Genomic DNA, 23,272 nt, shown 5'->3' with positions numbered 1-23,272 from the left:
CTCAGATCTCCCTGTCTTCCAATGTCTCAATCAGACGTTCCAGACGTGTGGCCATGCCATCCACGTCGTCCGCGCCAAGGCCACCCAGCATCTCGTCAAGCCAGCTCTCATGGGTCGCGGCATGTTCCGCAAAAGCGGCAATGCCTTTGCCGGTCAGTTTCACCAACGAGGCGCGGCGGTCCCCCGGAACCGCCACCCGCTGTGCCAGCCCTTCGTCCGAGAGTTTGTCGACAATACCGGTGACATTGCCATTAGAAACGCGCAGCAAATCACTGATCTGGCTCATCTTTTGCCCTTCAGGAAAGCGCGCCAACACGGACATCACGTCAAACCGTGGCAAGGTGCTGTCAAACTCGCGGCGCAGGCGGCGTCGAATTTCATCTTCGATCATGCCCGAAGCTTTCAGAAGCTTCAGCCAAAGCCGCAGCCGCTCTTTGCTCAGGTCGCTTTGTGTCTCGCTCATACTTCCCCTCCCGACAGGGTCATGGCGTGGCCGTTCACCGAACGTGCCGCATCGTCGCACAGCCAAAGCGCGGCGCCCGCCACCTCATCCACCTCGATAAACCGTCCCTGTGGGTTGCCCCGCGTGAGGCTGGCGCGGGCTTTTTCGGCGCTCATGCCGGTCTTCGCCACAATATTCTCAATCGAGCGATCCAGCATTGGCGTGTCGACAAATCCAGGACAAATCGCATTGGCGGTGATGCCGCTGTCGCCCATTTCGATCGCCACAGAACGGGTCAGTCCCACAACGCCATGTTTGGCGGCGCAGTAGCCGCTCACATAAGGGTAGCCTTTGAGACCGGCCGTGGAGGCCACCGCAATCAACCGTCCCCAGCCCGCCGTTTGCATATCCGCCAAAGCGGCCTGCCAGACGTTCACCACACCTGCGAGGTTCACGTTCAACATCGTGGTCAAATGATCCGGCGTCATCTTGGCAAAGGGCACACTTGCGGCCGCGCCAGCGTTCGCCACAACAATCTCAATCGGCCCGTCCAAAGCCCGCGCTTCGGCAAAGGCCGCACGTACGGCTTCTGCGTCAGTCACATCACAGACCTTCCAGCCGATGAATTTGTGCTTACCCGCCACCTCGCGCAGCGGAGCTTCACGTCTGCCCACCACGGTGACCTTGGCACCGGCGTGCGCCATGGATTCGGCAATCGCAGCCCCAACGCCGGTGCCGCCGCCGGTCACAATCGCATGTTTGCCCGCAACACTCATACCCGGATCATCTCCGCTTCACGATCAGCCAAGCGCCAGGCTTGATCCCGACCAGCCTCATAGGGCTTGGGCCAATTGGCATGGCGGTCGCCAATCCGCGCCGCCTCATGATGCAGCCAATATGGATCGGCCAGATGCGGACGACCCACGGCCACCAGATCGGCCCGCCCCGCAATTAGGATCGAGTTGGCGTGGTCGGCCTCGTAGATATTGCCCACCGCCATGGTTGGCATGCCCGTCTCGTTGCGGATGCGGTCGCTAAACGGCGTCTGGAACATGCGGCCATAAACCGGCTTGGCTTTGATGCTGGTCTGCCCCGCGCTTACGTCGATGATGTCGGCGCCAGCGGCACGGAAGGCCTTGGCAATCTCCACCGCCTCCTGTGGGGTCACGCCATCGTCCCCCACCCAATCATTGGCTGAAATCCGCACCGACAAAGGTTTTTCTGCAGGCCAAACGGCCCGCATCGCTTCGAACACTTCCAGCGGATAGCGCAGGCGGTTTTCCAGGCTGCCGCCGTACTCATCGTCGCGCTGATTGCTGACCGGTGAAATGAAGCTGGAGATCAGATACCCATGCGCCGCATGCAATTCGATCATGTCAAAGCCAGCGCGCTCTGCCATTTCCGCCGCCGCCACAAACTGCACTTTGATTGCATCCATGTCCTCGCGCGTCGCGGCACGTGGCACGGCGTTGTTGTCACTCCAAGGAATTGCGGACGCAGAGACCAAGTCCCAATTGCCGTCTTTCAAAGGCGCATCCATGACCTCCCAGCCAACCTGCGTCGAGCCTTTGCGCCCCGAGTGGCCAATCTGACAGCAGATTTTGGCCTCTGTCTCGGCATGCACAAAATCCGTCAACCGCCGCCACGACGTCTCATGCTCCAGCGCATAGAGACCCGGACAGCCCGGCGTGATCCGCCCCTCGGCGCTGACACAGGTCATCTCGGTATAGACCAGCCCCGCCCCACCCTTGGCGCGCTCGCCGTAATGGATCAGGTGCCAATCGGTTGGGCAGCCATCCACGGCCTTATACTGCGCCATGGGTGAGACCACGATGCGGTTGGGCAGGTCCATATCGCGCATTTTGTAGGGTGCAAACATTGGCGCACGCACTGGCGCATCTCCAGGCGCGCCTGCCTGATCCTGAAACCATTTTTCCGCCGATTTGAGCCAATCAGCATCCCGCAGCCGCAAGTTTTCGTGGCTGATCCGTTGGCTGCGGGTCAGCAGCGAGTAGTTGAACTGTACCGGGTCCAAATCGAGGTAGCGCTCCACCTCCTCAAACCACTCCAGCGAATTGCGCGCCGCCGATTGCAGCCGCAACACATCCAACCGCCGCTCGTCTTGATAGCGTTCAAACGCGCCTTCCATGGTTGGCTCAGAATGCAGAAACTCCGCCAGCGCAATCGCACTGTCAAACGCCAATCGCGAGCCAGATCCAATCGAGAAATGCGCCGTGGCGGAGGCATCGCCCAGCAGCACCACATTTTCGTGGTGCCACTTTTCGCACAGCACACGCGGGAAGTTCATGAAGACCGCCGAGCCGCGTAGATGCGCAGCGTTGCTCATCAGGTCGTGGCCACCAAGATGATCGGCAAAGACCGCGCGGCAGGTCTCGACAATCTCTTCCTTGGACATGTCTTCAAAACCGAAGTTGTCCCAGGTCTCCTGTCCGCATTCCACGATGAAAGTCGCCGTCTCATCATCAAACTGATAGACATGCGCCCAGATCCAGCCGTGCTCAGTCTTTTCAAAGATAAACGTAAAGGCGTCGTCAAACTTTTGATGGGTGCCCAGCCAGACAAATTTGCAGGCGCGCACGTCGACCTCCGGCTTGAAGTGTTCCGCGTAAGTCTCTCTGACAACACTGTTTAAGCCATCACAGCCCACCACAAGATCATACGCGGCACGGATCGCTTCGACGTCGTCAAACTCGGTCTCATATTGCAGTTCAACCCCCAGCTCGCGGGCGCGGTCCTGCAACAGCAGCAACATCTGCATACGGCCAATGCCGGCAAATCCATGGCCGCCGGACACCGTGCGCACACCATCATGCACCACGGCAATGTCATCCCAATAAGCAAAGTGATCGCGGATCATTTGTGCCGATTTGGGATCATTGACCTGAAGGTTTTCAAGCGCGTCATCGCTGAGCACCACGCCCCAGCCAAAGGTGTCATTGGCGCGGTTGCGCTCGATCACGGTAATCTGATGCGACGGGTCGCGCAGCTTCATCGAAATGGCAAAGTACAGCCCAGCCGGGCCTCCACCCAAACACGCAACACGCATATCTTCCCTCCCTGACGAAGATCGCGGAGCCGCAAGCGCCCCGTCGCTGTCTTTACGCTAGGATGAGTCGCCATTTACTTCAAGCTTGAAATTTCTAACCTGTGAATTTCTCACATGTACCGTTATCTCCGTCGACCATTGCGCGACTCTGCAACCCGTGGTTCGATCCGCATAAGCTTCGAAAGGACGCGCTATGACACTGCCCGCGACAATGAATGCCATGATCCTCACCGGTCACGGCGATATGGACCAATACGCGTGGCGCACGGATTGGCCGGTGCCTTCCGCTGGTCCGGGCGAGGTTCTGGTGCAGGTCAAAGCCTGCGGCATGAACAACACCGATGTGAACACCCGCGCGGGCTGGTATTCCAAAGCGGTCACCGGCGCGACCGACGGCTCAGCAGAAGAAGCCCCCGATGGCGACGATCCCAGCTGGGGTGGCAAACCCCTCGCCTTCCCGCGCATTCAGGGCGCAGACATCTGCGGAGAAGTCGTGGCCGTGGGGGACGGTGTGGATACCGCCCGCATTGGCGAACGGATCATCACCGATTGCTGGCTGCGCGCCCAGGACAACCTCACAGACAAAACCAAAACCGGCTATGTCGGCTCCGAATGTGACGGCGGCTTTGCGCAATACTGTGTGCTGCCCTCGCGCAATGCATTGGCGGTCAACAGCCCTCTGTCGGATGCGGAACTGGCCACCTACTCCTGCTCTTACTCCACCGCCGAAGGCATGCTCACCCGCGCCAAAGTCACCGAGGCCGACACCGTGCTGGTGCCCGGCGCCTCCGGTGGCGTAGGCGGCGCTTTGGTGCAGCTTGCCAAACGCCGCGGTGCGCGCGTGATCGCCATGGCCAGCGAAGCCAAACACGAGGCTGTGGCCAAGCTCGGCCCGGACCACATCCTACCCCGTGCACCAGTCAATCTGCGCGCCGCTTTGGGCGACGAGAAAATCTCCGTCGTCGGCGACGTGGTCGGCGGCCCATATTGGCCGACATTGATTGACGTGCTGGAACGCGGCGGGCGCTATACCTGTTCCGGCGCCATCGCTGGACCGATGGTGGATCTGGACCTGCGCACGCTCTATCTGCGCGACCTTACGTTCACCGGCTCTACCGTGATTGAACTTGAGGTCATGCCCAACCTGATCCGCTACATCGAAGCGGGCGACATTCAGCCAGCCCTGGCGGCGACCTTTCCGCTTAGGGATCTGGTCGCCGCGCAAACCGCCTTTATTGCCAAAGAGCACACCGGCAATATCGTTGTGTTGCCCTAACCCATGGGTGTGGAAAGCTATAGCGCCAGCCTCCCCCAAGACGCGCGCGATGCGCTGTTCAGCCTACGTGACATCATCCGCGCGGCGGCAGAGGCCAGTGGCACCGCGCCGCTGGAAGAAAACCTAAAATGGGGGCAACCCAGCTTTGCGCCTACCAAACGCAAAGGCACGCCCATCCGGTTAAGCTGGTCACAAAAAGCGCCGGACCGCGTGGAGATGTTGGTGCATTGCCAAACAACATTGGTAGAGGCTTGGCGGCACAAGTTTGGCGATTTGTTTGCGTATTCCGGCACACGAGCGGTCCATATCCCCCTAGGCGCGCCCTTGCCGGAAGAGGCGTTACACATCATGGCGGTGATGGCGCTGACCTATCATCAGCGTAAGGCCTGAGTCAGGTCCGGACGTCTTCGAGTTGGGTCACCGCCTCGGTTGTCAACGCCGTCATCACGTCGGCCACCACCATCGCGGCGATCACCTCTGGCCGTTTGTCCGTGCTGCCGCCTGCCCCAATTGGACACTGCAACGCCGCCGCACTCAACCCATTACATTCACTTTGGGCAAACCGCTCAAACTTCACCCGTTTGGTGGCAGAACCAATCATACCCACCCAGCGCGCGTCTTTGCGGAGCAAGGCTTCAGACGTGAGCAGGAAATCCAATGCGTGATCATGTGTCAGCACAATGAAGGCACTGCCCTTCGGCGCGCCGCGAACGTCGGCTTCTGGCAAGGCGGTCAGGCGTTTTTCCACATTGGCCTGCGACAGCCCCAACTCTTCAGAGCGGCTGTCCACCAGAAGGCAACGGACTGGCAAATGCTGGAATAAGTTCGCCAGCGCCCGACCAACATGGCCCGCGCCAAACACGTAGACATGGGGCAAGGCGGCCTCTCGCGCTTCAACGTCGGCCACCAGTTTTGCACGGGCCGCGCTGTCCATTTCGGTGAGCGTGATTTCCACGCGCCCGCCACAACACTGACCAATCTCTGGCCCCAAAGGCACGTCCATGAAACCGGAGGGTTGTCTTAATTTCAGCAGCTTACGCGCCTCATCTAAAGCCATATACTCCAGCTGCCCGCCGCCAATAGTGCCGATCATTGCCGACGCAGACACAACCATCACAGCGCCTTCTTCACGCGGAGAGCTGCCGCGCACGCGGGTGATTTCCACCCGCATGGCCCACGCTTCCCGAGCAAAAAACGCTATGAGGTCGGCCGATTTCATTTGCGCAAACGCTCCACCGCCATCAACACACATTCCGGTGTCGCTGGCGCGTCCAGACGTGGACATTCGGCGTAATCCGCCACCGAGGCCACCGCCATGCCCAGCGCCTCAAAGACGCAGATCGGCAGCATAAACGGCGGCTCACCCACCGCTTTGGAGCGTTTGATGGTCAGCTCGCGGTTCTCCGACCAATCGGCCAGATTGACGTTGAACTCACGCGGGACATCTCCCGCCAGCGGGATTTTATAGGTGCTTGGGGCGTGGGTACGCAGCTGACCCTTGTCGTCCCATTTGAGCTCTTCGGTGGTGAGCCAGCCCATGCCCTGAACAAATGCGCCTTCAACCTGACCTTTGTCCAAAATCGGGTTCAGCGATTTGCCCACATCATGCAACACGTCAGCCCGATCCACGGTGTATTCACCGGTCAGCGTGTCCACAGATACTTCGGCCACAGCGGCCCCATAGGCGTAGTAGTAGAACGGCCGACCCTGGCCTTTTTCGCGATCCCAGTGAATTTTGGGCGTCTTGTAAAACCCTGCGGCCCAGAGTTGAACGCGAGACATATAGGCCTGCTTGATGAACTCGCCAAAAGTGAAGGTCTGATCACCGACATGCACCTGATTTGGGGCAAACTCGACCAACAGTGCTTCTACGCCAAAGTGATCACAGGCCCAACGCACCAAGCGTTCTTTGATCTGTTCACAGGCATTGAGTGCCGCCATACCATTGAGGTCCGTGCCGGAACTCGCCGCCGTGGCGGAGGTGTTGGGCACTTTCTCCGTGGTGGTTTTGGTGATTTTGATGGTGTCGAAATCCACCTGGAAGGCCTCGGCCACAACCTGGGCAATTTTGGTGTTCAGCCCCTGCCCCATCTCGGTGCCACCGTGGTTCAGCATGATGGAGCCGTCGTTATAGATGTGCACCAGTGCGCCCGCCTGATTGTACCAGGTGGCGGTGAAGCTGATCCCGAATTTCACTGGTGTGAGCGACAGGCCTTTGCGGATGATACCGCCTTTGGCGTTGTGCTCCAGCACAGCTTTGCGGCGTGCCTGATAATCAGAGCTTTGCTCCAATTCTTCGACCAGCCGAGGCATGACGTTGTCTTCCACAGTCTGGTGATAGGGCGTCACGTTGCGGTCGGTGTCGCCATAGAAGTTTGCCTTGCGCACCTCGAGCGGGTCTTTGCCCAGCTTGTAGGCAATCTCTTCCATCATGCGCTCTGCGGCAACCACGCCTTGTGGGCCACCAAAGCCACGGAAGGCGGTGTTGGAAACCGTGTTGGTCTTCATCGGGCGGCTTTGCAGTTTGACGTGCGGGTAGAAATAGGCGTTGTCGGCGTGAAACAGTGCGCGGTCGGTCACCGGCCCGGACAGATCCGAGGTCCAGCCACAGCGGGCGGCAAAGGTGTTGTCCACCGCCTGGATTTTACCGTCGCCATCAAAGGCCACGTCATAGTCGACCACAAAGTCATGCCGCTTGCCGGTGGTTTCCATGTCCTGATCGCGGTCCGGGCGAATTTTCACCGCGCGGTTCCACTTTTTGGCCGCCATGGCAGCTACAGCACAGAACTGGTTCATCTGGCTTTCTTTGCCGCCAAACCCGCCGCCCATGCGGCGCACATTTACCACCACAGCGTTGGAGGGCACCCCCAAGACATGGGCCACCATATGCTGTGCCTCGCTTGGGTGCTGCGTGGAGGAATGCACAATCACATCGTCGTCCTCGCCAGGCATGGCAAAGGCGATATGGCCTTCCAGATACATGTGATCCTGACCACCAATACGCATCTGGCCCTGAATGCGGTGTGCGGCCTCAGCTTGTCCTTCGGCCACATCGCCACGCTTCAATGTCATCGGCGGGGTCACATGCGGATAGCCTTTTGCCACCGCCTCATCGGCATCAATCACATGCTCCAGCGGTGTGTAGTCGATTTTGGCCAATTCCACCGCACGACGGGCGACGTCGCGGCTTTCAGCGACCACAGCAAACAACACCTGCCCCCAGAACTCGACCTTCTCCGTGGCAAAAAGCGGCTCGTCATGCCGGCCGGTTGGGCTCACGTCGTTCACGCCGGGCACATCCTCGGCGGTCAGCACCCCAACCACACCAGGCGCGGCGCGCACGGCGGAGAGGTCCATGGAATTGATCGTCGCATGGGCGACTTTGGCGGTGCCAAAATAGGCATGCAGCGTGCCAATCGGCTCTGCGATATCGTCACAATAGTCCGCGCCACCAGAGACATGTTTGATCGCACTGTCGTGGATCAGATCGGTGTGGGCGGAGCCGCGAATGGAGACGGTCTGTTTCATAGTATTTTCTCCTTACGCGCTGGCCAGACGGGCGGTGTCGCCAGTGGATTCATGCCAGAACCGGCGGAACAGGTTTTGCGCAACTTTCATGCGGTAGTCCGCGCTGGCCCGCATGTCGGTCAGCGGCTGAAAGTCTTCTGGCAGCTTGGCTGCAGCAGCCACCAAGGTGGCTTCGCTCCATGGCTGGCCAACAAGAGCGGCTTCGGCGGCGGCGGCACGTTTTGGCGTGGCGGCCATGCCGCCAAAGGCCAGCACGGCTGCGGTGATCATACCATTTTCGACCTGCACAGTCATGCCCACGGCCACGGAGGAGATATCCTCATCCCGGCGTTTGGAAATCTTGTAGGCGGCATGGTGGCCGGTGGAGACACGCGGAATGGTGATGCTCTCCACAAACTCGCCAGCGGCGCGGTCCTGCTTGCCATAGGCTATAAAGAACTCTTCGAGCGGCAATACGCGACGGGTCGCGCCTTTGCGCAGGGTGATCGACGCCCCCAAGGCAATCAGCACCGGTGGGGTGTCCCCAATGGGCGAGCCGTTGGCGATATTGCCACCCAGGGTGCCCATGTTGCGCACCTGCCAACCGGCGATGCGGTCCCAATAGTCGCTCAGGTGTGGGTAATGTTCCGCAACCACATCTTGCGCTTCGGTGTAGGTCACGCCCGCGCCCATGGTCACGGCATCTTCGTTGACGTCGATGGCTTTCAATCCGTCCAACTGACCAATGAAGACCGCAGGTGAAATCCGCTTGAGGAACTTGGTCACCCAGAGCCCCACATCGGTGGAGCCTGCAATGATGGTGGCCTCTGGTTCAGCTTCCAGAACGGCGGCGAGGTCATCCACATCCGCAGGCAGGATTGCGCGGCTATCGCCTTTGGCAACCTCCACCCGTTTGCCGTCCCGCAGACCGTTAAGAGCAGCCACAACGCCATCGCGTTCGGTGGCCAAATGTTCCGCGGATGGCGTACCATAGTTGGTCACCTCCTGCGCGGCGCGGATAATCGGCGCATAGCCGGTGCAGCGGCACAGGTTGCCTTGCAATGCGGTTTCCACCTGTTTCACGGTTGGGTGCTCATGCTGCATCCACAGCGCGTAAAGCGACATGACAATGCCCGGCGTGCAGAAGCCACATTGGCTGCCGTGATGCTCCACCATCGCCTGTTGCACCGGTGACAGACGGCCATTTGGCCCGCCAAGGTACTCAATGGTGACCACGTGACAGCCATCCAGAGAGGCCAGAAACCGGATGCAGGCGTTCACGGTCTCATAGACCAACCCACCGTCCGTAAGCCGCCCGACCAACACGGTGCAAGCGCCACAATCACCTTCGGCACAGCCCTCCTTGGAGCCGGTAAGCCGTTGATCAATGCGCAAAAAGTCCAGGAGCGTGTCGTCTGCTCCCACATCGGAAAGCGCGACATTGCGCCCGTTGAGTAAAAAACGAATTTCGCTGCGGTGCTGCATCCTGACCTCTTGCTGGGAGTCGGCACGGAAATGGCCTTGGCTCACTCTACCTGTGCATTAGCCTTCAATGAAACGAGGGTTTTGGCAAATCTATTTCAACGATTTATTGAAAATCAAATTCCCAAACCCACGCTATTGAGGCACAATCCCATAAGGAGGCACTCTTATGCCCTATCTGGAAAGCCTGCGAGTCTTTGTGCGTGTGGTCGAGCTTGGTTCGATCACTTCAGGTGGCCGCGATCTGCGCCTGACCCCGGCGGTGGCCTCCAATCGAGTCAAAGAATTGGAAGGCCGGCTTGGTGTGCGCCTGTTCAATCGGACCACCCGCAACCTGTCACCCACCGAAGTGGGCAAGGTGTTTTATGACCACGCCCGCAAAGTGATTGAGACTCTGGACGAGGCCGAGGCCGTGGTGGCCGGGTTTTCCGACAAGCCGCGCGGCACCATCCGCGTCACGGCTCCATTGGGCGTTGGGCGCCGGATTGTGGCGCCACTGATCCCAGCCTTTGCCGACAAGTATCCCAATGTGGATGTTCAACTGCGCCTGTCGGACCGCAAGGTGGATTTATTTGAGGATGGGCTTGATGTGGCCTTTGTGCTGGGCGAACTCAAAGACAGCAATCTTAAACTGCGCAAGATTGCCGATTGTGACCGGGTTCTGGTGGCCGCGCCGGAGTATCTGGAGGCGCACGGCACGCCACACACACCCGATGATCTGCTGGGGGAACACAACTGCCTGTTGCTACGGTTCCCGCGCAGTCCCGAGTATTTCTGGACCCTGCAAACCGAGGACGGATTGCGCAAGATTGAGGCCAAAGGGCGCTATGACGCGGATGATGGTGACGTGCTGACCCAATGGGCCTTGGAAGGCGCGGGCATTGCCAACAAGCCGCGCTTTGACGTGGCCCAACATCTCAAAAGCGGCGCGCTGGTGGAGGTGCTGTCCGACACGCCGCCGCTGCCTGCATCTTTTGGATGTCTCTATCCGCACCGCAAATTGCAGGACCCAAAGATCCGCCTGTTTGTGGATTTTGTCGCAAGCGAAAGCAAGCAGCGCATCGCGCAGCTTTGAGCCGGTCTACCTGAAGCCGTTTTAGTGGTTGATCGCCAGAGGGCTCTCTTCACGCAACTTGGGCGTATACAACGTGTAGGTCGCACGGCCATCATGCTTGGACGCATAGAGCGCCACATCCGCGTCATCCATCAACTGATCCGCTGATGCCTCGCCGGTGCCGTCATAGATCGCGATACCCACACTGGCGGACACTTTGCACAGGCTGTCTTTGTAGGCGACCGGACGTTCCACCTCTTTGATGATCCGGGTGCAGATACGCCCCAGAATTTCCTCATCAATGGTGCCGTTGATCACCAGGACAAATTCATCCCCACCGACCCGCGCGACAACATCGTCGCCCCGGCTGCTGTCCACCAGCACTTTGGCGACATGCTGCAACACAACGTCCCCGGCTGCGTGGCCTTTGGTGTCGTTGACCTCCTTGAAGAAATCGAGATCCACATGCAGCAGGCCAAACGGCGTGCGGTCCTCGACCATGCGTGGCAGGATGTGATCCAGCGCACGACGGTTCTTCAGACCGGTCAGCGTATCGGTATAGGCCTGTTCCTCGGCCGCAACCTTGGCACCCTGCAAGCGTTGGTTCAGCTTGCGGTGCGCTTCCATCGCGGCGGATTTGGCTTCCACCAGATACAACATCTCGATGGTCAAATCCGTGGCCGCAAAATCGGAGGCGTTGAGCGAGTACTCCTGAACCGCGTCCAAGATCGAGATGCCAAAACTCAGGTTCACTATGGCGCCGCCTTCGGCGCAGGGCATCAACACACCTTTGAGCCCAGTCTGCGGCTCCACACGTTTTTTTAAGTGCAACTTCTTGCCAGCTGCCGCAAGCAAGGTTTCCATCGAGGTGATGGAATGTGGACGGTTCAATTCAAATGCTTCCAGAAACCGGGTTCCGAGAATGCTGTGCTCTCCATACAGCTTTGTCACTGTTGGGCCAGCGTGGGTGATTTTGCCAAACTTATCCAGACACACGTGCATTGGGCACAACACATCCAGTGTTGCGATGGCGTGGCTGTTGTCCTGCAGATCGCTCATCCGGCCCGCGCCCCCAATTCAAACTCTCGCCCACTGGCAAACGCCTGTTCCACCAAAGTAATGTCGATCACCTCAGCCTCAGCCTGCTCGCCGCGATGCTCCAAAAACACCAAGGCGCCGTAGTCATCCGCCAGCGTACGCAAAATGCCAATCATAACGTAGCCAAAGCCCGGGTTGTCACCTTTTAGCGTCAGGCTAAAAGATTCCGCCGAATGCTGACGCACCTCCATCGAAGGTAGGACCAAGTCATCCACCGCCAGCTTTGCACGGTCCGGCAGTTCGTCCAGAGAGTGTAGGAAGTCGACAAAATCAACGCCCCCAAACCGCAACAGGCGGCGCAGCGCCTCAACATTCGGATGGGTCACAAGATAGGTGCCGATGTCTTCCAGAACGGTTTCTTCAGGCACACCAATCACATCTTTCGCCGCGTCGATGAGACTCTCCGTCACTGCATCATCATAATGCAACATCGCTTCAAAATCAGTGGTTTCCACACCGGCACGGCGCGTGACCTCATGCCACCGCGACAGCCCATAGCTATCGCGGACAAAGCACTGTATCGCCCTGTTGACCAACCCATGCATCACGTCACCTCATTCGTCTTGATCTATCAGACCAGACTCACCTTAAGATTTCCCCAACAGCCTCAAAATTCCGGAAACAATTCAACGTCTCCGACCCAGAGTGAGCGCCGGCTGCTGGGAGCAACCTCATAGCGCCCCGCCAATATAGAGCGAACTTCTTCCACCGTCACCTCTTTGTCGCCAAAGGGCGTCACGTATTCTCCTATGACGAGATCACCACCATTAACAAACACGCTTAATACGTCAAATTTGCGACTTTGGTCTGGAATAAACAGCAGCCCCTGAGGGTCTCCCGGCCCCGTCTCAAACCTGTCCAACAGCAGAACGCAGCCCGGATCGGCGTTGTCAGCACAGCTTTTCGACCAATCCCGTAACCGGTAGCGCGGCCAGTTTTGCAACATGTCTACCGACACTGATGCAGACTGCGGCAAAACCGTCAGATGTGCGTGGATTTCCGCCGCCAAAGTCTCTGTCCCGCGGCCAGCCTCCCCGCGCTCAAACTGCCACCGGCTCCCAGCAGACAAAGCGCGTGCCACGCTTGCTTGAAGCGCCGTATCCCCTTGCACAGCGCCACTTTTCAATACCGCAATGCCAGCCTGGCCGGGTTTCCCCCACTCATGCGCCAATTCGTAAAGCGCCATATCCTGCGCCGCGACATCCCCACTCTCAATCCGCGCAACCTGCGAGTCGCTGGAAATTTGCTCCGCATTCAGCAGCGGGCTCAACCACGCGGCAGCGGTCGCAAGCACCACCACGGCGGCAAGAATATTGGCCTGCCGAATACGTGCCATCCACGGCCCGCGCAGCACCACGGCCACCGCATAAGTCAGCGCATAAAGCGCAACAACACCCGCCGTACAGGCCGCCGCTAGACGCGATGGCGTCCAGCCGTATTGCCCCACCCGCAGCGACAGCGCATAGATCGCCAATCCGGCAATCACCGGCAACAACAACGCCAGAGCAGCCGTGCAAAGCCGCATCCATTGTGAGCGCACCGCATCCGCGTCGCCGCGATCAAGCGACACACTGACCAAACAAATCATCGCCAAGCCAACAAACAGCAAGGTCGCCGTGCGGCTCAAGTTGCCAAACAGCTTGCCCGGATCCTGCAACAGCGCCGCCACAACAAATATCAGCACAACCGCCAGCACAACCGGCACCAACAGCCGCAACAGGCGCAACACCAGAAACGGCGACAGATACTCGCGCATCTCATGCACCACCGACAGGCCCAACCCAAGGGCAAAACCGGTGATCACAAACGGCACACCGTCAATGTCGAGGATGTCTTCAATGATGGTGAGCCCAACGATCTCCAAAAGCGCATGGCTCATGAACAGCACCGCCCAGGACAGCCCGGCAAACAACCATCCCGCCGAATAGCGCACCAAAATGCTCCAGCTCACGTCAAACAGATGGCCGTAATCCCGAAGGCTGTGATGATCCCGCAAAAGCGCCGCAGCAAATGGCGTGCCAATCGAGACAAACACCGCCCAAGCCAAAATCGGATGCATGGCTTCGGCAAAGGCGTCCAGCGTGTCAAAGCGCCACCCGGCCCATGTCAACAAAAGCGCGGCAACAGCGGACAGCCACAGCGCAGGTAATGCTGCCCGCACCACACGATACGGCCCGCTCAACCCCAGCAACACCGCAAAAAACCCCGCCACAAAGGAGGTCACGGCAAGATACACATGGGGGTGGGTGATGACGTCGGAAAGATGCTCAACCAAAGCCCAAATCGCCAGCCCGGCAATGGCTCCAATAACAGCCATCTCGGCCCGTCCGGCGACCGTGCGCCCGTCCTGAGTGTGCATGGTACCCCTCCTGCAACCCTGTGCGGCGTTTATAGCGGGGAGTATATCAAAAACAATGATTTATAACAAAACCCGCATATGACAATTCTGGCAGGCGACACCAGGCCATTTTGCACAATATTGTCAGAAATCTGTCGGCGCCCCGCCCTGCTGCTTGCGGGTTTCAACAAACTGAACCAGCGCCGCGTGATGCTCTGGCGGCATCGACGGCGCATCAAATTCGGCCAGAATATCCTTGTAGAGATGATGCGCCCGTTCCGCCGTCCAGGCGCCCCCGGCGGCCTCAAAGGCTTCGTAGTTGCGCCAGTCCGACACAAACGGTTGGTAGAAGGCTGAGGTGTAGCGCGCCTGTGTGTGTTCCGTGCCAAAAAAATGTCCGTCGGTGCCAACTTCGGCAATGGCGTCAAAGGCAATCTCCTCCGGCCCTGTGGCGCAGATCTCCGGCTCTAGGTAGCGCTGGATCATCTGCAATTCTTCACAATCCATCACAAACTTCTCCGGGCTGGCGATCAAGCCGCCTTCGAGCCAACCCGCCGCGTGATAGACCATATTGCTGCCCGACTGCACCGCGCTCCACAGGCTGTTACAGGTCTCCCACATCGCCTGCGCATCCGGCACATTGGCGGCGCAGACTCCACTGGCGCGCATCGGCAATCCGTAAAACCGCGCCATTTGACCGGTCATCTGGGTGGCGCGCATATACTCCGGCGTGCCAAAGGCGGGAGCGCCAGATTTCATGTCCACGTTGCTGGTGAACGTGCCAATGGCGCAGGCCGCGCCGGGCCGGATATACTGCGCCAGAGCCACGGCGCTCAGCGCCTCCGCCAAAGATTGCGCCACAGCCCCTGCCATGGTCACGGGCGCCATCGCGCCTGCCAACGTAAAGGGCGTGACCACCAACCCCTGATTGCGCCGCGCCATGCGCATCCAGCCGTCCATCATCGGTTGGTCATGTTTGAGCGGAGAGGTCGAATTGATATTGGTGAACATCCTTGGACTTGCCTCGAACGCCTCATGGCTCAACCCGCTTGCAAGCCGCACCAACTCCATTGCGTCTTCGACCCGTTCCGCGCCCAACGCATAGGCGTGCACCACTTTGTCGGTCAGAGTGAGCGTGTCAAACAACACGTCCAAATGCCGGATCGAGGCGTGGATATCCTGCGGCTCGACCGGATAGCCTCCTGTGAAATGGATACAGTTGAAATACTGCGTCAGCTTGAGCAGGTTGGCACAGTGCTCCCGCGTGCCGGGCACTTTGCGCCCCAGTTCCAGATCCCAATAGTTTGGCGGGCTGGAGACATTGCCAAACAGGATGTGCGCGTCGCCCATCACCAGCTGCCGATCGGGATTGCGTGGCGTTATGGTCCAACGGGACGGAGCGCGGCCAACCATCTCCATGACAAAGGCGCGGTCCATAAAAACCTGATCACCGTCAACACGACAACCCGCTTGCTTCAGGATCTTGCGCGCCTCGTCATTGTAAAACGCAATGCCAAGCTCTTCGAGAATGCGCATGGCCCCAGCGTGGATCGCCTGCACCCCCTCTTCAGAGAGCGGTTCGGTTGGGCGATCGATGTTTTTTGGCAAACGCCAGGGCATTTGCTCGATCACGCCAGATGTCCTGCGTCGCGCCGCATTGCCCGCGCGTCCACCGCCGCGCCGTCCTCTTGGCCTTCCCTCTGGTTCCGACATGGATGCCTCCCCTTCGCGTTAGAGAAAGCAAAGGACATCTTACGCGACCTGTCTGCGCGTTTGCGACAAAAGTCGTCGCTTTTGACATCTCACCTTGCGCGCAGCGCGCAAACCAAAACGGCGCACCCAAAGGCGCGCCGTCAAAAGCAGGCTGAAGGAAAGGAAACTAGGCAACCATCCACGCTGGGATATGGCCAATATTGGGTAAAACCACATCTGCGTGGGGGGCGAGCTCCGCTTCAAGCGCCACACCGGTCAACACCGCAATGGTCTGCATCCCGGCCCGCCGCCCTGCAATCAAATCATGGGTGCTGTCGCCAACCATCGCCACGCGGGCGGGTGTCAATTGAGTGTGTTCGGCAAAAGCTAAAAGCGGGCCTGGATCAGGCTTGGCCCCAAAACCACTGTCAAACCCAGCGATAAAATCAAAGCGATCCTCTACCCCTGCTCCGGACAAATGGGCTTTGGCCCCATATTCCGTGTCATTGGTCATCACGCCCAATTTTAGCCCTTGAGCGCGAAACCCGTCCATCAGAGGCGCCAAAGGCACAGCCGGTGCCAGCGGGGCATCTGCCGCCGCGAACATCAAAGCTTCATCAATTGCATCCACATCAGAGCCGGGCAAAACGCTGGCCACCGCCTCCGCTGCCTCGCGGTTGGTGCCCGCAATCACAAAGCTGTCCGGGCGGAATGCTTTGGCAGAGAGGTCAAACATCAACGCATCGGCAATCCGTTGCGACAGCCCTGCGTCGCCTTGGGCAAAGCGCTCGATCATGCTTGCCGCCCAGCCGTTCCAGGTGGCCCCGAAATCAAACAGGGTGCCATCTTTGTCAAACAGAAGTCCGTCTACCCGCATCTATGATCTGCCTTACCTTTGTATGTGGTCTGCCGCCGACCCTGCCCTGCCCCTCACATCAGTGCAAGCAGATCTGCGCCGTTAACGGATCAGCAACTTCAGGTCCAATGCGTCCGGGCCGTGCCAAGCAGCGTTGCGGCCGCCATCATTGGCACTTCATAGGCGAGTGCATTTGTGTCACAAAATTCAACCACCCAGGCATCATCCATAGTGATAAACTCAAGCACAGAGCCCAAAAAATCAGGCTCCGCCGCCCGCGCGCGCAGATCATCAATCGACGCGCCGGTGGAGCCCAAAAACATCGAACACACCTCTTCGTTATTCACCAACCAGGCCAGGGCCTTCAGGGCGGTGGTCTCCGCGACCTCCTGAGAAACACTCATTTTTTCTCACTTTCGAAAGGGTTTGTTAACCATTCATACCACATTATGAACGTGTCCCTTCTTTCCACAGTTTCAGGTTTCTCTATGGCAGCTCGTGTCTTGATCGTCGACAGCATTTCGGCGAACCGTATCTTGTTGAAAGTCAAACTTGCCGGCGCATTCGCTCAGGTTGAGCAAGCCGCCAGCGCAGGAGAGGCTTTGGACCTCCTTGAATGTGAGGCCACGCCCGACCTTTTGGTGCTGGGTGGCGACCTCGTGGATATGAGCGCAATTGACCTTTGCACGCTCATCAAAAAGCGTCCCGCGCTGGCCAACTTGCCGGTGTTGCTGGTGCACACCGACGGCCACCGCGCCGACCTGATTGATGCCCTGCGCGTGGGGGCAGATGACGCCTTTGACATGTCGGTCAGCACCGACGCGCTTCTCGCCCGCATCCGCTCCATTGTGCGCGCCCGCAACAGCTTTGAAGAGTTGCGCCTGCGCGAAAGCACCGGGCATATTCCCGGCCTTGCCGAAACCCCCGCCGCGTTTGACACGCCCGCCGCTGTGCTGATTGCCGCCCGCAATGAGACCGAAGGCGCGCGCTGGCAGGCGCAGCTGTCCAAGCTGGCTCCGTTTACCCTGCGCCACCAGATGGAAGCGGACATCATGCGGAATATGGGGCAATTCACTGCGCCGGATGCCATTGTGATTTCACTGGCCGTGGCCGCGCCGGAAGAAGCCTTGCACCTTCTGGCCGAAATCCGCGCCCGCGCCGCCACCCGCCAGGCGGCTGTGCTGGTTGTTTTGGACGAGAACAACGACACCGCCCGCATCAGCGCCTTGGATTTGGGGGCCAACGATGTGATTGCCGAAGGGTTTGATGCAGAAGAGGCTGTGTTGCGCTTGGACAAAATGATCGCCCGCAAACGCCTGACGGATCGCCTGCGCCAAAAGGTGGAAGATGGCCTGACCGCCTCTGTCACCGACCCGCTGACAGGCCTGTTCAACCGGCGCTATGCCATGCCGCACTTGGACAACATGGCGCAGCGCGCCACTGGGCACAGCGAGCAGACCGGCGATTTTGCCGTGATGCTGGCGGATCTCGACCACTTCAAAGACGTAAATGACAAATACGGCCATGCTGCCGGTGACATTGTTCTGGCTGAGATTGCCCGCCGCATGCGCGCCAATATCAAATCCGCCGATCTGATTGCCCGCATGGGTGGAGAAGAGTTCCTGGTGGTGGTGCAGACCGACAACCGCGAGAGTGCCGCCAAAGTCGCCCAGCGCCTCTGTGATGTGGTGCGCGCCGAACCGGTCTATCTGCGCGGCCGCGACATTCAGATCCCTGTAACCGTGAGCATCGGCGTCGCCATGGGCAGCGACATGCTGGACGCCAAAAAGACCAAGTTTGGCACCAGCGAGGACAGCCTTGCCAGTGCGCTGATCGATCAAGCAGATCAGGCGCTTTATGGTGCTAAGGCGGACGGGCGCGACAAGGTGCTGCTGTCGATCACTGCGGCCTGACACCAGCGCAGTTGGGGGCGCTGCCCCCGCCCCATCTGGCGATGGGACTCCCCCGGGATATTCTCTGACTGATGAAGATCAGGGCTGTTTGGGCGGACGAGGCTTTCCGTCTTTGGGGGGATGTTTCTTGTCTTTTGGACCCCGCTCCAGCACTTCCTCCAACCTGTCGGCATAAACAGCGCGCTCTGCGTCACTCATCGACAGGATTTTGGCTAGGAACACATCCCGCGCCATGGCGCGACGGCGCTCGCCCGCCTGATCCAACGTCTTGACCAACTCGCGCAGCGCGGCTTCGTCCAAAGGCGAAGACCGCAGCACCATCAAAGCCTCTTTGTAGTGCTGATGATCTGCGCGGTGATCCACGTTGCTCTTACGGTACGTACTGCGAATGGCACGGCCGACTTCGCGCTTGTCATCAAAGGTCAGCGCCTTGATGTGCGGCGATCCAAACCTGTCACTGACCGGCGCTTTGTCGCCGTGCCCCCGCAGGCTGATCACGGCACCGCCAACCACACCAATGATCAACAGGTTCAAGGCCAAAGACCCAATCAGAAGCGCACGGGTCAAACGACGGGGCTTTGTGCTGGGCTGCGTGCTATTTGGCTCAGTCATGCTCATTCCTCCGCCGTAAAATCAAAGGCATAGATGTCATCTAGGTCGGAGAGGTAGCTTTGAGCGGTCTCTCCATAAATATCAAGACCAAGGGTGTCTTCCATCAGGCTTGTGCCCGCGGCCACCCCAATCCAGACACCAGCCACACCGGCCATGGCCACTCCGCTAAGCGCAGGCCACCCACCCACGGCAGCCACCAAAGCCGCCCACAGGCTGCGGCGCTGCGGCACCTCCACCGGGGCCGGGTCCGCCACCTGCAGACCTGCGGCTTCACTCAGCACCCGTGCCAGCAGATCCGGCGACGGGGTAGCGCGGCTGTCGGTCCGGGCCGCTGCAAACAGATCGTCCAGCATGTCCCCGTCTCTTTTACTGGTGTCAAACTTCTCAGCCATCGGTATACCCCAGTGCCTCGCGTTGGCTGGCCAAAGCCTGTGCCAACGCCCGTTTCCCCCGCGCCGTGAGGCTTTCCACTGCCTCGACGCTGATCTCCATGATCTCCGCAATCTCGGGATTGCTTTGACCGTCTATGTGCCGCAGCACCACTGCCTGCCGTTGCCGGTCCGGCAACGTTGCCAACGCGTTTTGCAAAGCATCAACGCGGGCGCGGTCCTGCATTTCTTGAGCCGCCGATTTGGCCCCGTCTTCCGGTTCTGGAATGGCATCCAGCGCCACCCCTTTTGTTTTACGCAGCCGGTCGGTGCACAGATTGGCGGTCACGCGATATAGCCAGGTTGTCACCTTGGCCTCACCCTGCCGCCAGTCAGGCGCAAGTTTGAACAGCCGGATCATGGCCTCTTGTGCCACATCCTCGGCTTCTGCCCGATCCCCCAACATCCGGAAGGCATGCGCAAAGGCGCGCGGCGTCAACCGCAGCGTCAAAGTCCGCGCCGCCGCTCCGTCGCCGTTGGCATAAAGCACCAACAAGGCGTCGTCCGGCGTGTCCTCCTGTTGATCGTAAGGCATCGTCATAGTCTCGATGGCTAGCCTCTTAAGGGCGGTTGTGCAATCAGTCTCGGTTGGGCGGCGCGAAGGCCGCCCTCCCGTGAGTGGGATCAGTTGTCCTGCGTATCGCCACGCTTTTTAAAGCCACGCGCTTCCTTGGCGGCATCCCATTCTTCTTGTGAGATGGTGCCGTCACCATTGGTGTCGAGCTTCTTGAACATCTCCGCCTTACGCTCAGAGCGTTTGGTCTTGCGTTCCGCCTGCGCGGTTTCAAACTCGGCTTTGGAAATCTTGCCATCGCCGTCTGTGTCCAGCTTTTCGATCATCTTGGCCGAGCGATCAGATTTGGGCTTCATCTCATCCACGCTCAACTGCCCGTCGCCGTTGGCATCCATCCGACTGATCATGCGATCCAGTTTCTTGACCATCCGGTCGTTGCCTTGAGATTCGGCAAAAGCGGTCAACTCTTCTTTGGTAATCACCCCATCGCCGTTGGCATCAATCCCGGCAAAACGCTCTGCAGCCTTGGCTTGCAGCTCTTCGGCGGTGATAAACCCGTCGCCATTGGTGTCGAGTTGCTCAAAGCTTGGCATCTGCCCGCGCATGTGGCGCATCTTGCCGCCCTCTTTGGCGGACGCGGCAACCGCGGTCACACCCAGGGCTGCAATCACTACGGCGCTGATCATCATTGTGCTCTTCATGGTGGTCTCCTTTTGGGCCTGTCTTTTGTCTCTCTGCGTCGGCTCATTGCCTGTTCAGTGATGGTAAAACGCGCCGCCTCAGGGTTTCCGTCGCACTTTCTCAATCTTTTTTTGGCAAGGCAGAACAACGGGGGCCTTTGCGACATCGCGACGCAAGTCAGATTGCCCCCTTTATTGTTTGCGCAAACCACCACATCTTGGCGACGCGAGCACCGAGGGGAAACGTGATGAGTGAAACCAATATGTCTGATGCGGTCATGGCCGAAGACGACCGCCCAATGAAGCAGGCCCTGTATCGGGGTTGGCGCCGGAAATGCCCAAATTGTGGGACAGGCCCGATGCTTAAGGGCTATCTGAAGGTGCGTGACCATTGTCCGGTCTGCAAAGAGGACCTGAGCCACCACCGCGCCGATGACGGCCCGGCCTATCTGACGATTCTTGTGGTCGGCCACCTGCTGGCCCCGCTGCTGCACGTGGCTTTTGTGCACTGGCGCCCGGATCCCCTTATTCTTTTCACCGTTTTTTCGGTTGGCTGCGTCGGGCTCTCGCTCTACCTTCTGCCGAGATTGAAGGGGTGTGTGGTCGCCTTCCAATGGGCGCGCCGGATGCACGGGTTCAAATAGAACCCGGCCACCCCATCATGTGAGGGGAGCACAGCATGACAAACGCCACCACAGTGGACAAAACCGCGATCCGCAACGCCGCCACGGTGATTGTGCTCAGAGATCGTGACACCAATCCACAAATCCTGATGGGCCAGCGCGGCGCCAAAGCCGCGTTTATGCCCAACAAAGTGGTGTTCCCCGGCGGGGCTGTGGACCTTGAGGATGCCGACATCCCGCTGGCCACGCCAATTTCCGACTTCTGCAGCCAGCGTCTGCTGGAAGACCGGCGCGAAGACACCAGCGAGCACATCGTACATGCGCTGGCGGTCGCCGCCATTCGCGAACTCTGGGAAGAGACCGGTCTGATCCTTGGCGCCCGGGGCAACTGGTCGATCACTCCGCCCGCGGACTGGGAAACCTACGCCGCCACCGGCCATGTGCCCACCGCACAAGCGCTGCAATTTGTCTTCCGCGCCATCACCCCTCCAGGCCGCCCGCGCCGCTTTGATGCGCGGTTCTTCCTGTTGGATGCGGATGAAATCACCAGCGACCTGGATGACTTCTCCGCCGCCTGCGAAGAGCTCTCTCACTTGCAGTGGATCCCCCTCAAAGAGGCCCGCAGCTTTGATCTGCCCTTCATCACCGAGGTGGTGCTGGCCGAAATCGAAGCCCGCGTGACCGACCGCACTCCGCCCGAGGCCGTGCCTTTCTTCCGCAATGATGACGAAGAAAGCCTGTTTCTGCGCCTGAAAGGCCGCTTGCCGGACCTCAAAGGCCGCGACGATTAAGCCAAAAGCACCAGCGTCAGGATCGACACAGCCAAAAGCGCCATGCCGAGGTATTCGCGGCGGCTGATACTTTCTTTGAAGATCAGCACTGTGCCGAGGATGCCAAACACCAGCTCGATCTGCCCCACCGCTTTCACATAAGCCGCATTTTGCAACGTGAAGGCAGTGAACCAGCAAAACGTGCCCGCCATGCTGGTCAGTCCAATGAAGCCCGCGCTGCGCCAGGCCGACAACACTCGGCCCACTTCCCCCGGTTCGCGCACGGTAAGCCAAAGCCACATGCTGACCATCTGCATCAGGGTTACAGCGGCCAAAGTCACCAAGGCACGCAACAATGGCGCATCGGTGACCACCTCAAGCGATGCCCCGCGATAACACACGGCTGAGACCCCAAACAGCGCCCCGGCCACCAACCCCAGCACTGCCGAGGGTGTCAAAACCCGCCGCCAGCCTGTCGCCTCGGCCTCAATTGGACCAGACAGCACCAAAACCCCGCCCACGCCAATGGTGATCGCAATCAACCCCACGCCGGAAATGGTTTCAGACAGCAGCACCAAACCAATAAACGCCGTGAAGAACACTTCGCTTTTGATAAAGGCCATACCGACAGCAAAGTTGCGCCGCCCAAACAGCATCACAGTGCAAACTGTCGCCGTGATCTGCGCCGCGCCGCCGACGGCGCCAAACAACCAGAAGCTTGGCGACACGCCTGGCAAGGTCACACGGCCCGTACCTACCAGCGTTGCCAGAACCGCCGCAGCTATCGGCGCGGAATAAACAAACCGCGCAAAAGTCGCCCCAGCGGCGGACAAAGACACCTGCGCCAGATGTTTTTGCAGCATGAAGCGCACAGTTTGAAAAGCCGCAGCGGCGACGGAGGCGATAATCCAAAATTCCAT

General features: G+C 59.3%; 23 protein-coding genes. 6 read left to right on the top strand and 17 right to left on the bottom strand.

Annotated elements, in window-relative coordinates:
• Position 1: 1 nt before the first annotated feature.
• The 3 genes from JXR15_RS09070 to JXR15_RS09060 are packed head-to-tail and all read right to left on the bottom strand — an operon-like array spanning position 2 to position 3,509.
• A complete protein-coding gene (locus JXR15_RS09070) occupies positions 2–463 on the bottom strand; it encodes a MarR family winged helix-turn-helix transcriptional regulator (RefSeq protein ID WP_422052914.1) in 462 nt (153 codons plus the stop codon).
• Complete coding sequence (locus JXR15_RS09065; protein ID WP_422052913.1) at positions 460–1,218, bottom strand: SDR family NAD(P)-dependent oxidoreductase; 759 nt, start codon at positions 1,216–1,218, stop codon at positions 460–462. The genes JXR15_RS09070 and JXR15_RS09065 overlap by 4 nt, the downstream gene beginning before the upstream one ends.
• Positions 1,215–3,509 (bottom strand): bifunctional salicylyl-CoA 5-hydroxylase/oxidoreductase, encoded by a 2,295-nt coding sequence (locus JXR15_RS09060; RefSeq protein WP_422052912.1) that lies wholly within the window; start codon positions 3,507–3,509, stop codon positions 1,215–1,217. Before JXR15_RS09060 ends, JXR15_RS09065 begins: the two co-directional genes overlap by 4 nt.
• 193 nt (positions 3,510–3,702) lie before the next feature.
• On the opposite strand from JXR15_RS09060, the gene JXR15_RS09055 reads away from it, so the two are divergent.
• Both JXR15_RS09055 and JXR15_RS09050 read left to right on the top strand, forming a co-directional pair.
• Entirely contained in the window at positions 3,703–4,785 is a 1,083-nt protein-coding gene (locus tag JXR15_RS09055; RefSeq protein WP_422052911.1) for an alcohol dehydrogenase family protein, read from the top strand.
• 3 nt (positions 4,786–4,788) lie between these two features.
• Positions 4,789–5,175, top strand: a complete 387-nt coding sequence (locus tag JXR15_RS09050; RefSeq protein ID WP_422052910.1) for a DUF1801 domain-containing protein — start codon at positions 4,789–4,791, stop codon at positions 5,173–5,175.
• Position 5,176: 1 nt separating this feature from the next.
• Here the strand turns inward: JXR15_RS09050 and xdhC are convergent, their stop codons facing one another.
• Genes xdhC through xdhA form a run of 3 tightly spaced genes read right to left on the bottom strand, consistent with a single transcriptional unit; the run spans position 5,177 to position 9,777 of the window.
• Entirely contained in the window at positions 5,177–6,004 is an 828-nt protein-coding gene (gene xdhC / locus JXR15_RS09045; RefSeq protein ID WP_422052909.1) for a xanthine dehydrogenase accessory protein XdhC, read from the bottom strand.
• Positions 6,001–8,313, bottom strand: coding sequence for a xanthine dehydrogenase molybdopterin binding subunit (gene xdhB, locus JXR15_RS09040; protein WP_422052908.1), 2,313 nt, complete (start codon positions 8,311–8,313; stop codon positions 6,001–6,003). The genes xdhC and xdhB overlap by 4 nt, the downstream gene beginning before the upstream one ends.
• A gap of 12 nt (positions 8,314–8,325) precedes the next feature.
• Positions 8,326–9,777 (bottom strand): xanthine dehydrogenase small subunit, encoded by a 1,452-nt coding sequence (gene xdhA, locus JXR15_RS09035; protein ID WP_422052907.1) that lies wholly within the window; start codon positions 9,775–9,777, stop codon positions 8,326–8,328.
• Between the two features lie 166 nt (positions 9,778–9,943).
• On the opposite strand from xdhA, the gene JXR15_RS09030 reads away from it, so the two are divergent.
• Entirely contained in the window at positions 9,944–10,849 is a 906-nt protein-coding gene (locus JXR15_RS09030) for a LysR family transcriptional regulator (RefSeq protein ID WP_422052906.1), read from the top strand.
• Positions 10,850–10,870: 21 nt separating this feature from the next.
• Here JXR15_RS09030 and JXR15_RS09025 read toward each other — a convergent pair whose 3' ends face one another.
• The 6 genes from JXR15_RS09025 to JXR15_RS09000 form a co-directional block, all read right to left on the bottom strand.
• Entirely contained in the window at positions 10,871–11,887 is a 1,017-nt protein-coding gene (locus tag JXR15_RS09025; protein ID WP_422052905.1) for a diguanylate cyclase, read from the bottom strand.
• Positions 11,884–12,471: a heme NO-binding domain-containing protein gene (locus JXR15_RS09020; protein WP_422052904.1), complete on the bottom strand. Its 588-nt coding sequence runs from the start codon at positions 12,469–12,471 to the stop codon at positions 11,884–11,886. The genes JXR15_RS09025 and JXR15_RS09020 overlap by 4 nt, the downstream gene beginning before the upstream one ends.
• A gap of 62 nt (positions 12,472–12,533) precedes the next feature.
• Positions 12,534–14,285, bottom strand: a complete 1,752-nt coding sequence (locus JXR15_RS09015; protein ID WP_422052903.1) for a DUF4153 domain-containing protein — start codon at positions 14,283–14,285, stop codon at positions 12,534–12,536.
• A gap of 123 nt (positions 14,286–14,408) precedes the next feature.
• Positions 14,409–15,977: a trimethylamine methyltransferase family protein gene (locus JXR15_RS09010; RefSeq protein WP_422052902.1), complete on the bottom strand. Its 1,569-nt coding sequence runs from the start codon at positions 15,975–15,977 to the stop codon at positions 14,409–14,411.
• A 166-nt stretch (positions 15,978–16,143) separates the two neighbouring features.
• Positions 16,144–16,833, bottom strand: a complete 690-nt coding sequence (locus JXR15_RS09005) for an HAD family hydrolase (RefSeq protein WP_422052901.1) — start codon at positions 16,831–16,833, stop codon at positions 16,144–16,146.
• A 98-nt stretch (positions 16,834–16,931) separates the two neighbouring features.
• Complete coding sequence (locus tag JXR15_RS09000; protein WP_422052900.1) at positions 16,932–17,216, bottom strand: DUF3572 domain-containing protein; 285 nt, start codon at positions 17,214–17,216, stop codon at positions 16,932–16,934.
• A gap of 84 nt (positions 17,217–17,300) precedes the next feature.
• Here JXR15_RS09000 and JXR15_RS08995 point away from each other — a divergent pair, with 84 nt between their 5' ends.
• On the top strand, positions 17,301–18,725 hold the full coding sequence (locus JXR15_RS08995) for a diguanylate cyclase (RefSeq protein ID WP_422052899.1): 1,425 nt from the start codon (positions 17,301–17,303) through the stop codon (positions 18,723–18,725).
• Between the two features lie 78 nt (positions 18,726–18,803).
• Here JXR15_RS08995 and JXR15_RS08990 read toward each other — a convergent pair whose 3' ends face one another.
• The 4 genes from JXR15_RS08990 to JXR15_RS08975 form a co-directional block, all read right to left on the bottom strand.
• Positions 18,804–19,337: a periplasmic heavy metal sensor gene (locus JXR15_RS08990; protein WP_422052898.1), complete on the bottom strand. Its 534-nt coding sequence runs from the start codon at positions 19,335–19,337 to the stop codon at positions 18,804–18,806.
• Between the two features lie 2 nt (positions 19,338–19,339).
• Positions 19,340–19,729 (bottom strand): hypothetical protein, encoded by a 390-nt coding sequence (locus tag JXR15_RS08985; RefSeq protein WP_422052897.1) that lies wholly within the window; start codon positions 19,727–19,729, stop codon positions 19,340–19,342.
• Positions 19,722–20,306 carry an RNA polymerase sigma factor gene (locus JXR15_RS08980; protein WP_422052896.1) on the bottom strand — a complete coding sequence of 195 codons (585 nt, stop codon included), beginning with the start codon at positions 20,304–20,306 and terminating at the stop codon, positions 19,722–19,724. Before JXR15_RS08980 ends, JXR15_RS08985 begins: the two co-directional genes overlap by 8 nt.
• 83 nt (positions 20,307–20,389) lie before the next feature.
• Positions 20,390–20,980, bottom strand: a complete 591-nt coding sequence (locus tag JXR15_RS08975; RefSeq protein ID WP_422052895.1) for an EF-hand domain-containing protein — start codon at positions 20,978–20,980, stop codon at positions 20,390–20,392.
• Between the two features lie 227 nt (positions 20,981–21,207).
• On the opposite strand from JXR15_RS08975, the gene JXR15_RS08970 reads away from it, so the two are divergent.
• A complete protein-coding gene (locus JXR15_RS08970; protein ID WP_422052894.1) occupies positions 21,208–21,603 on the top strand; it encodes a DUF983 domain-containing protein in 396 nt (131 codons plus the stop codon).
• A 35-nt stretch (positions 21,604–21,638) separates the two neighbouring features.
• The gene (locus JXR15_RS08965; protein ID WP_422052893.1) at positions 21,639–22,373 is read left to right on the top strand and encodes an NUDIX hydrolase; all 735 of its coding nucleotides are present in this window, start codon (positions 21,639–21,641) and stop codon (positions 22,371–22,373) included.
• Here the strand turns inward: JXR15_RS08965 and JXR15_RS08960 are convergent.
• A complete protein-coding gene (locus tag JXR15_RS08960) occupies positions 22,370–23,272 on the bottom strand; it encodes an EamA/RhaT family transporter (RefSeq protein ID WP_422052892.1) in 903 nt (300 codons plus the stop codon). The genes JXR15_RS08965 and JXR15_RS08960 overlap by 4 nt on opposite strands.

It is taken from the genome of Shimia sp., assembly GCF_049116215.1.
Classification (GTDB): Bacteria; Pseudomonadota; Alphaproteobacteria; order Rhodobacterales; family Rhodobacteraceae; genus Shimia.
Note: the sequence above shows the minus strand (reverse complement) of the source record. Positions and strands in the feature narration are given on the sequence as shown.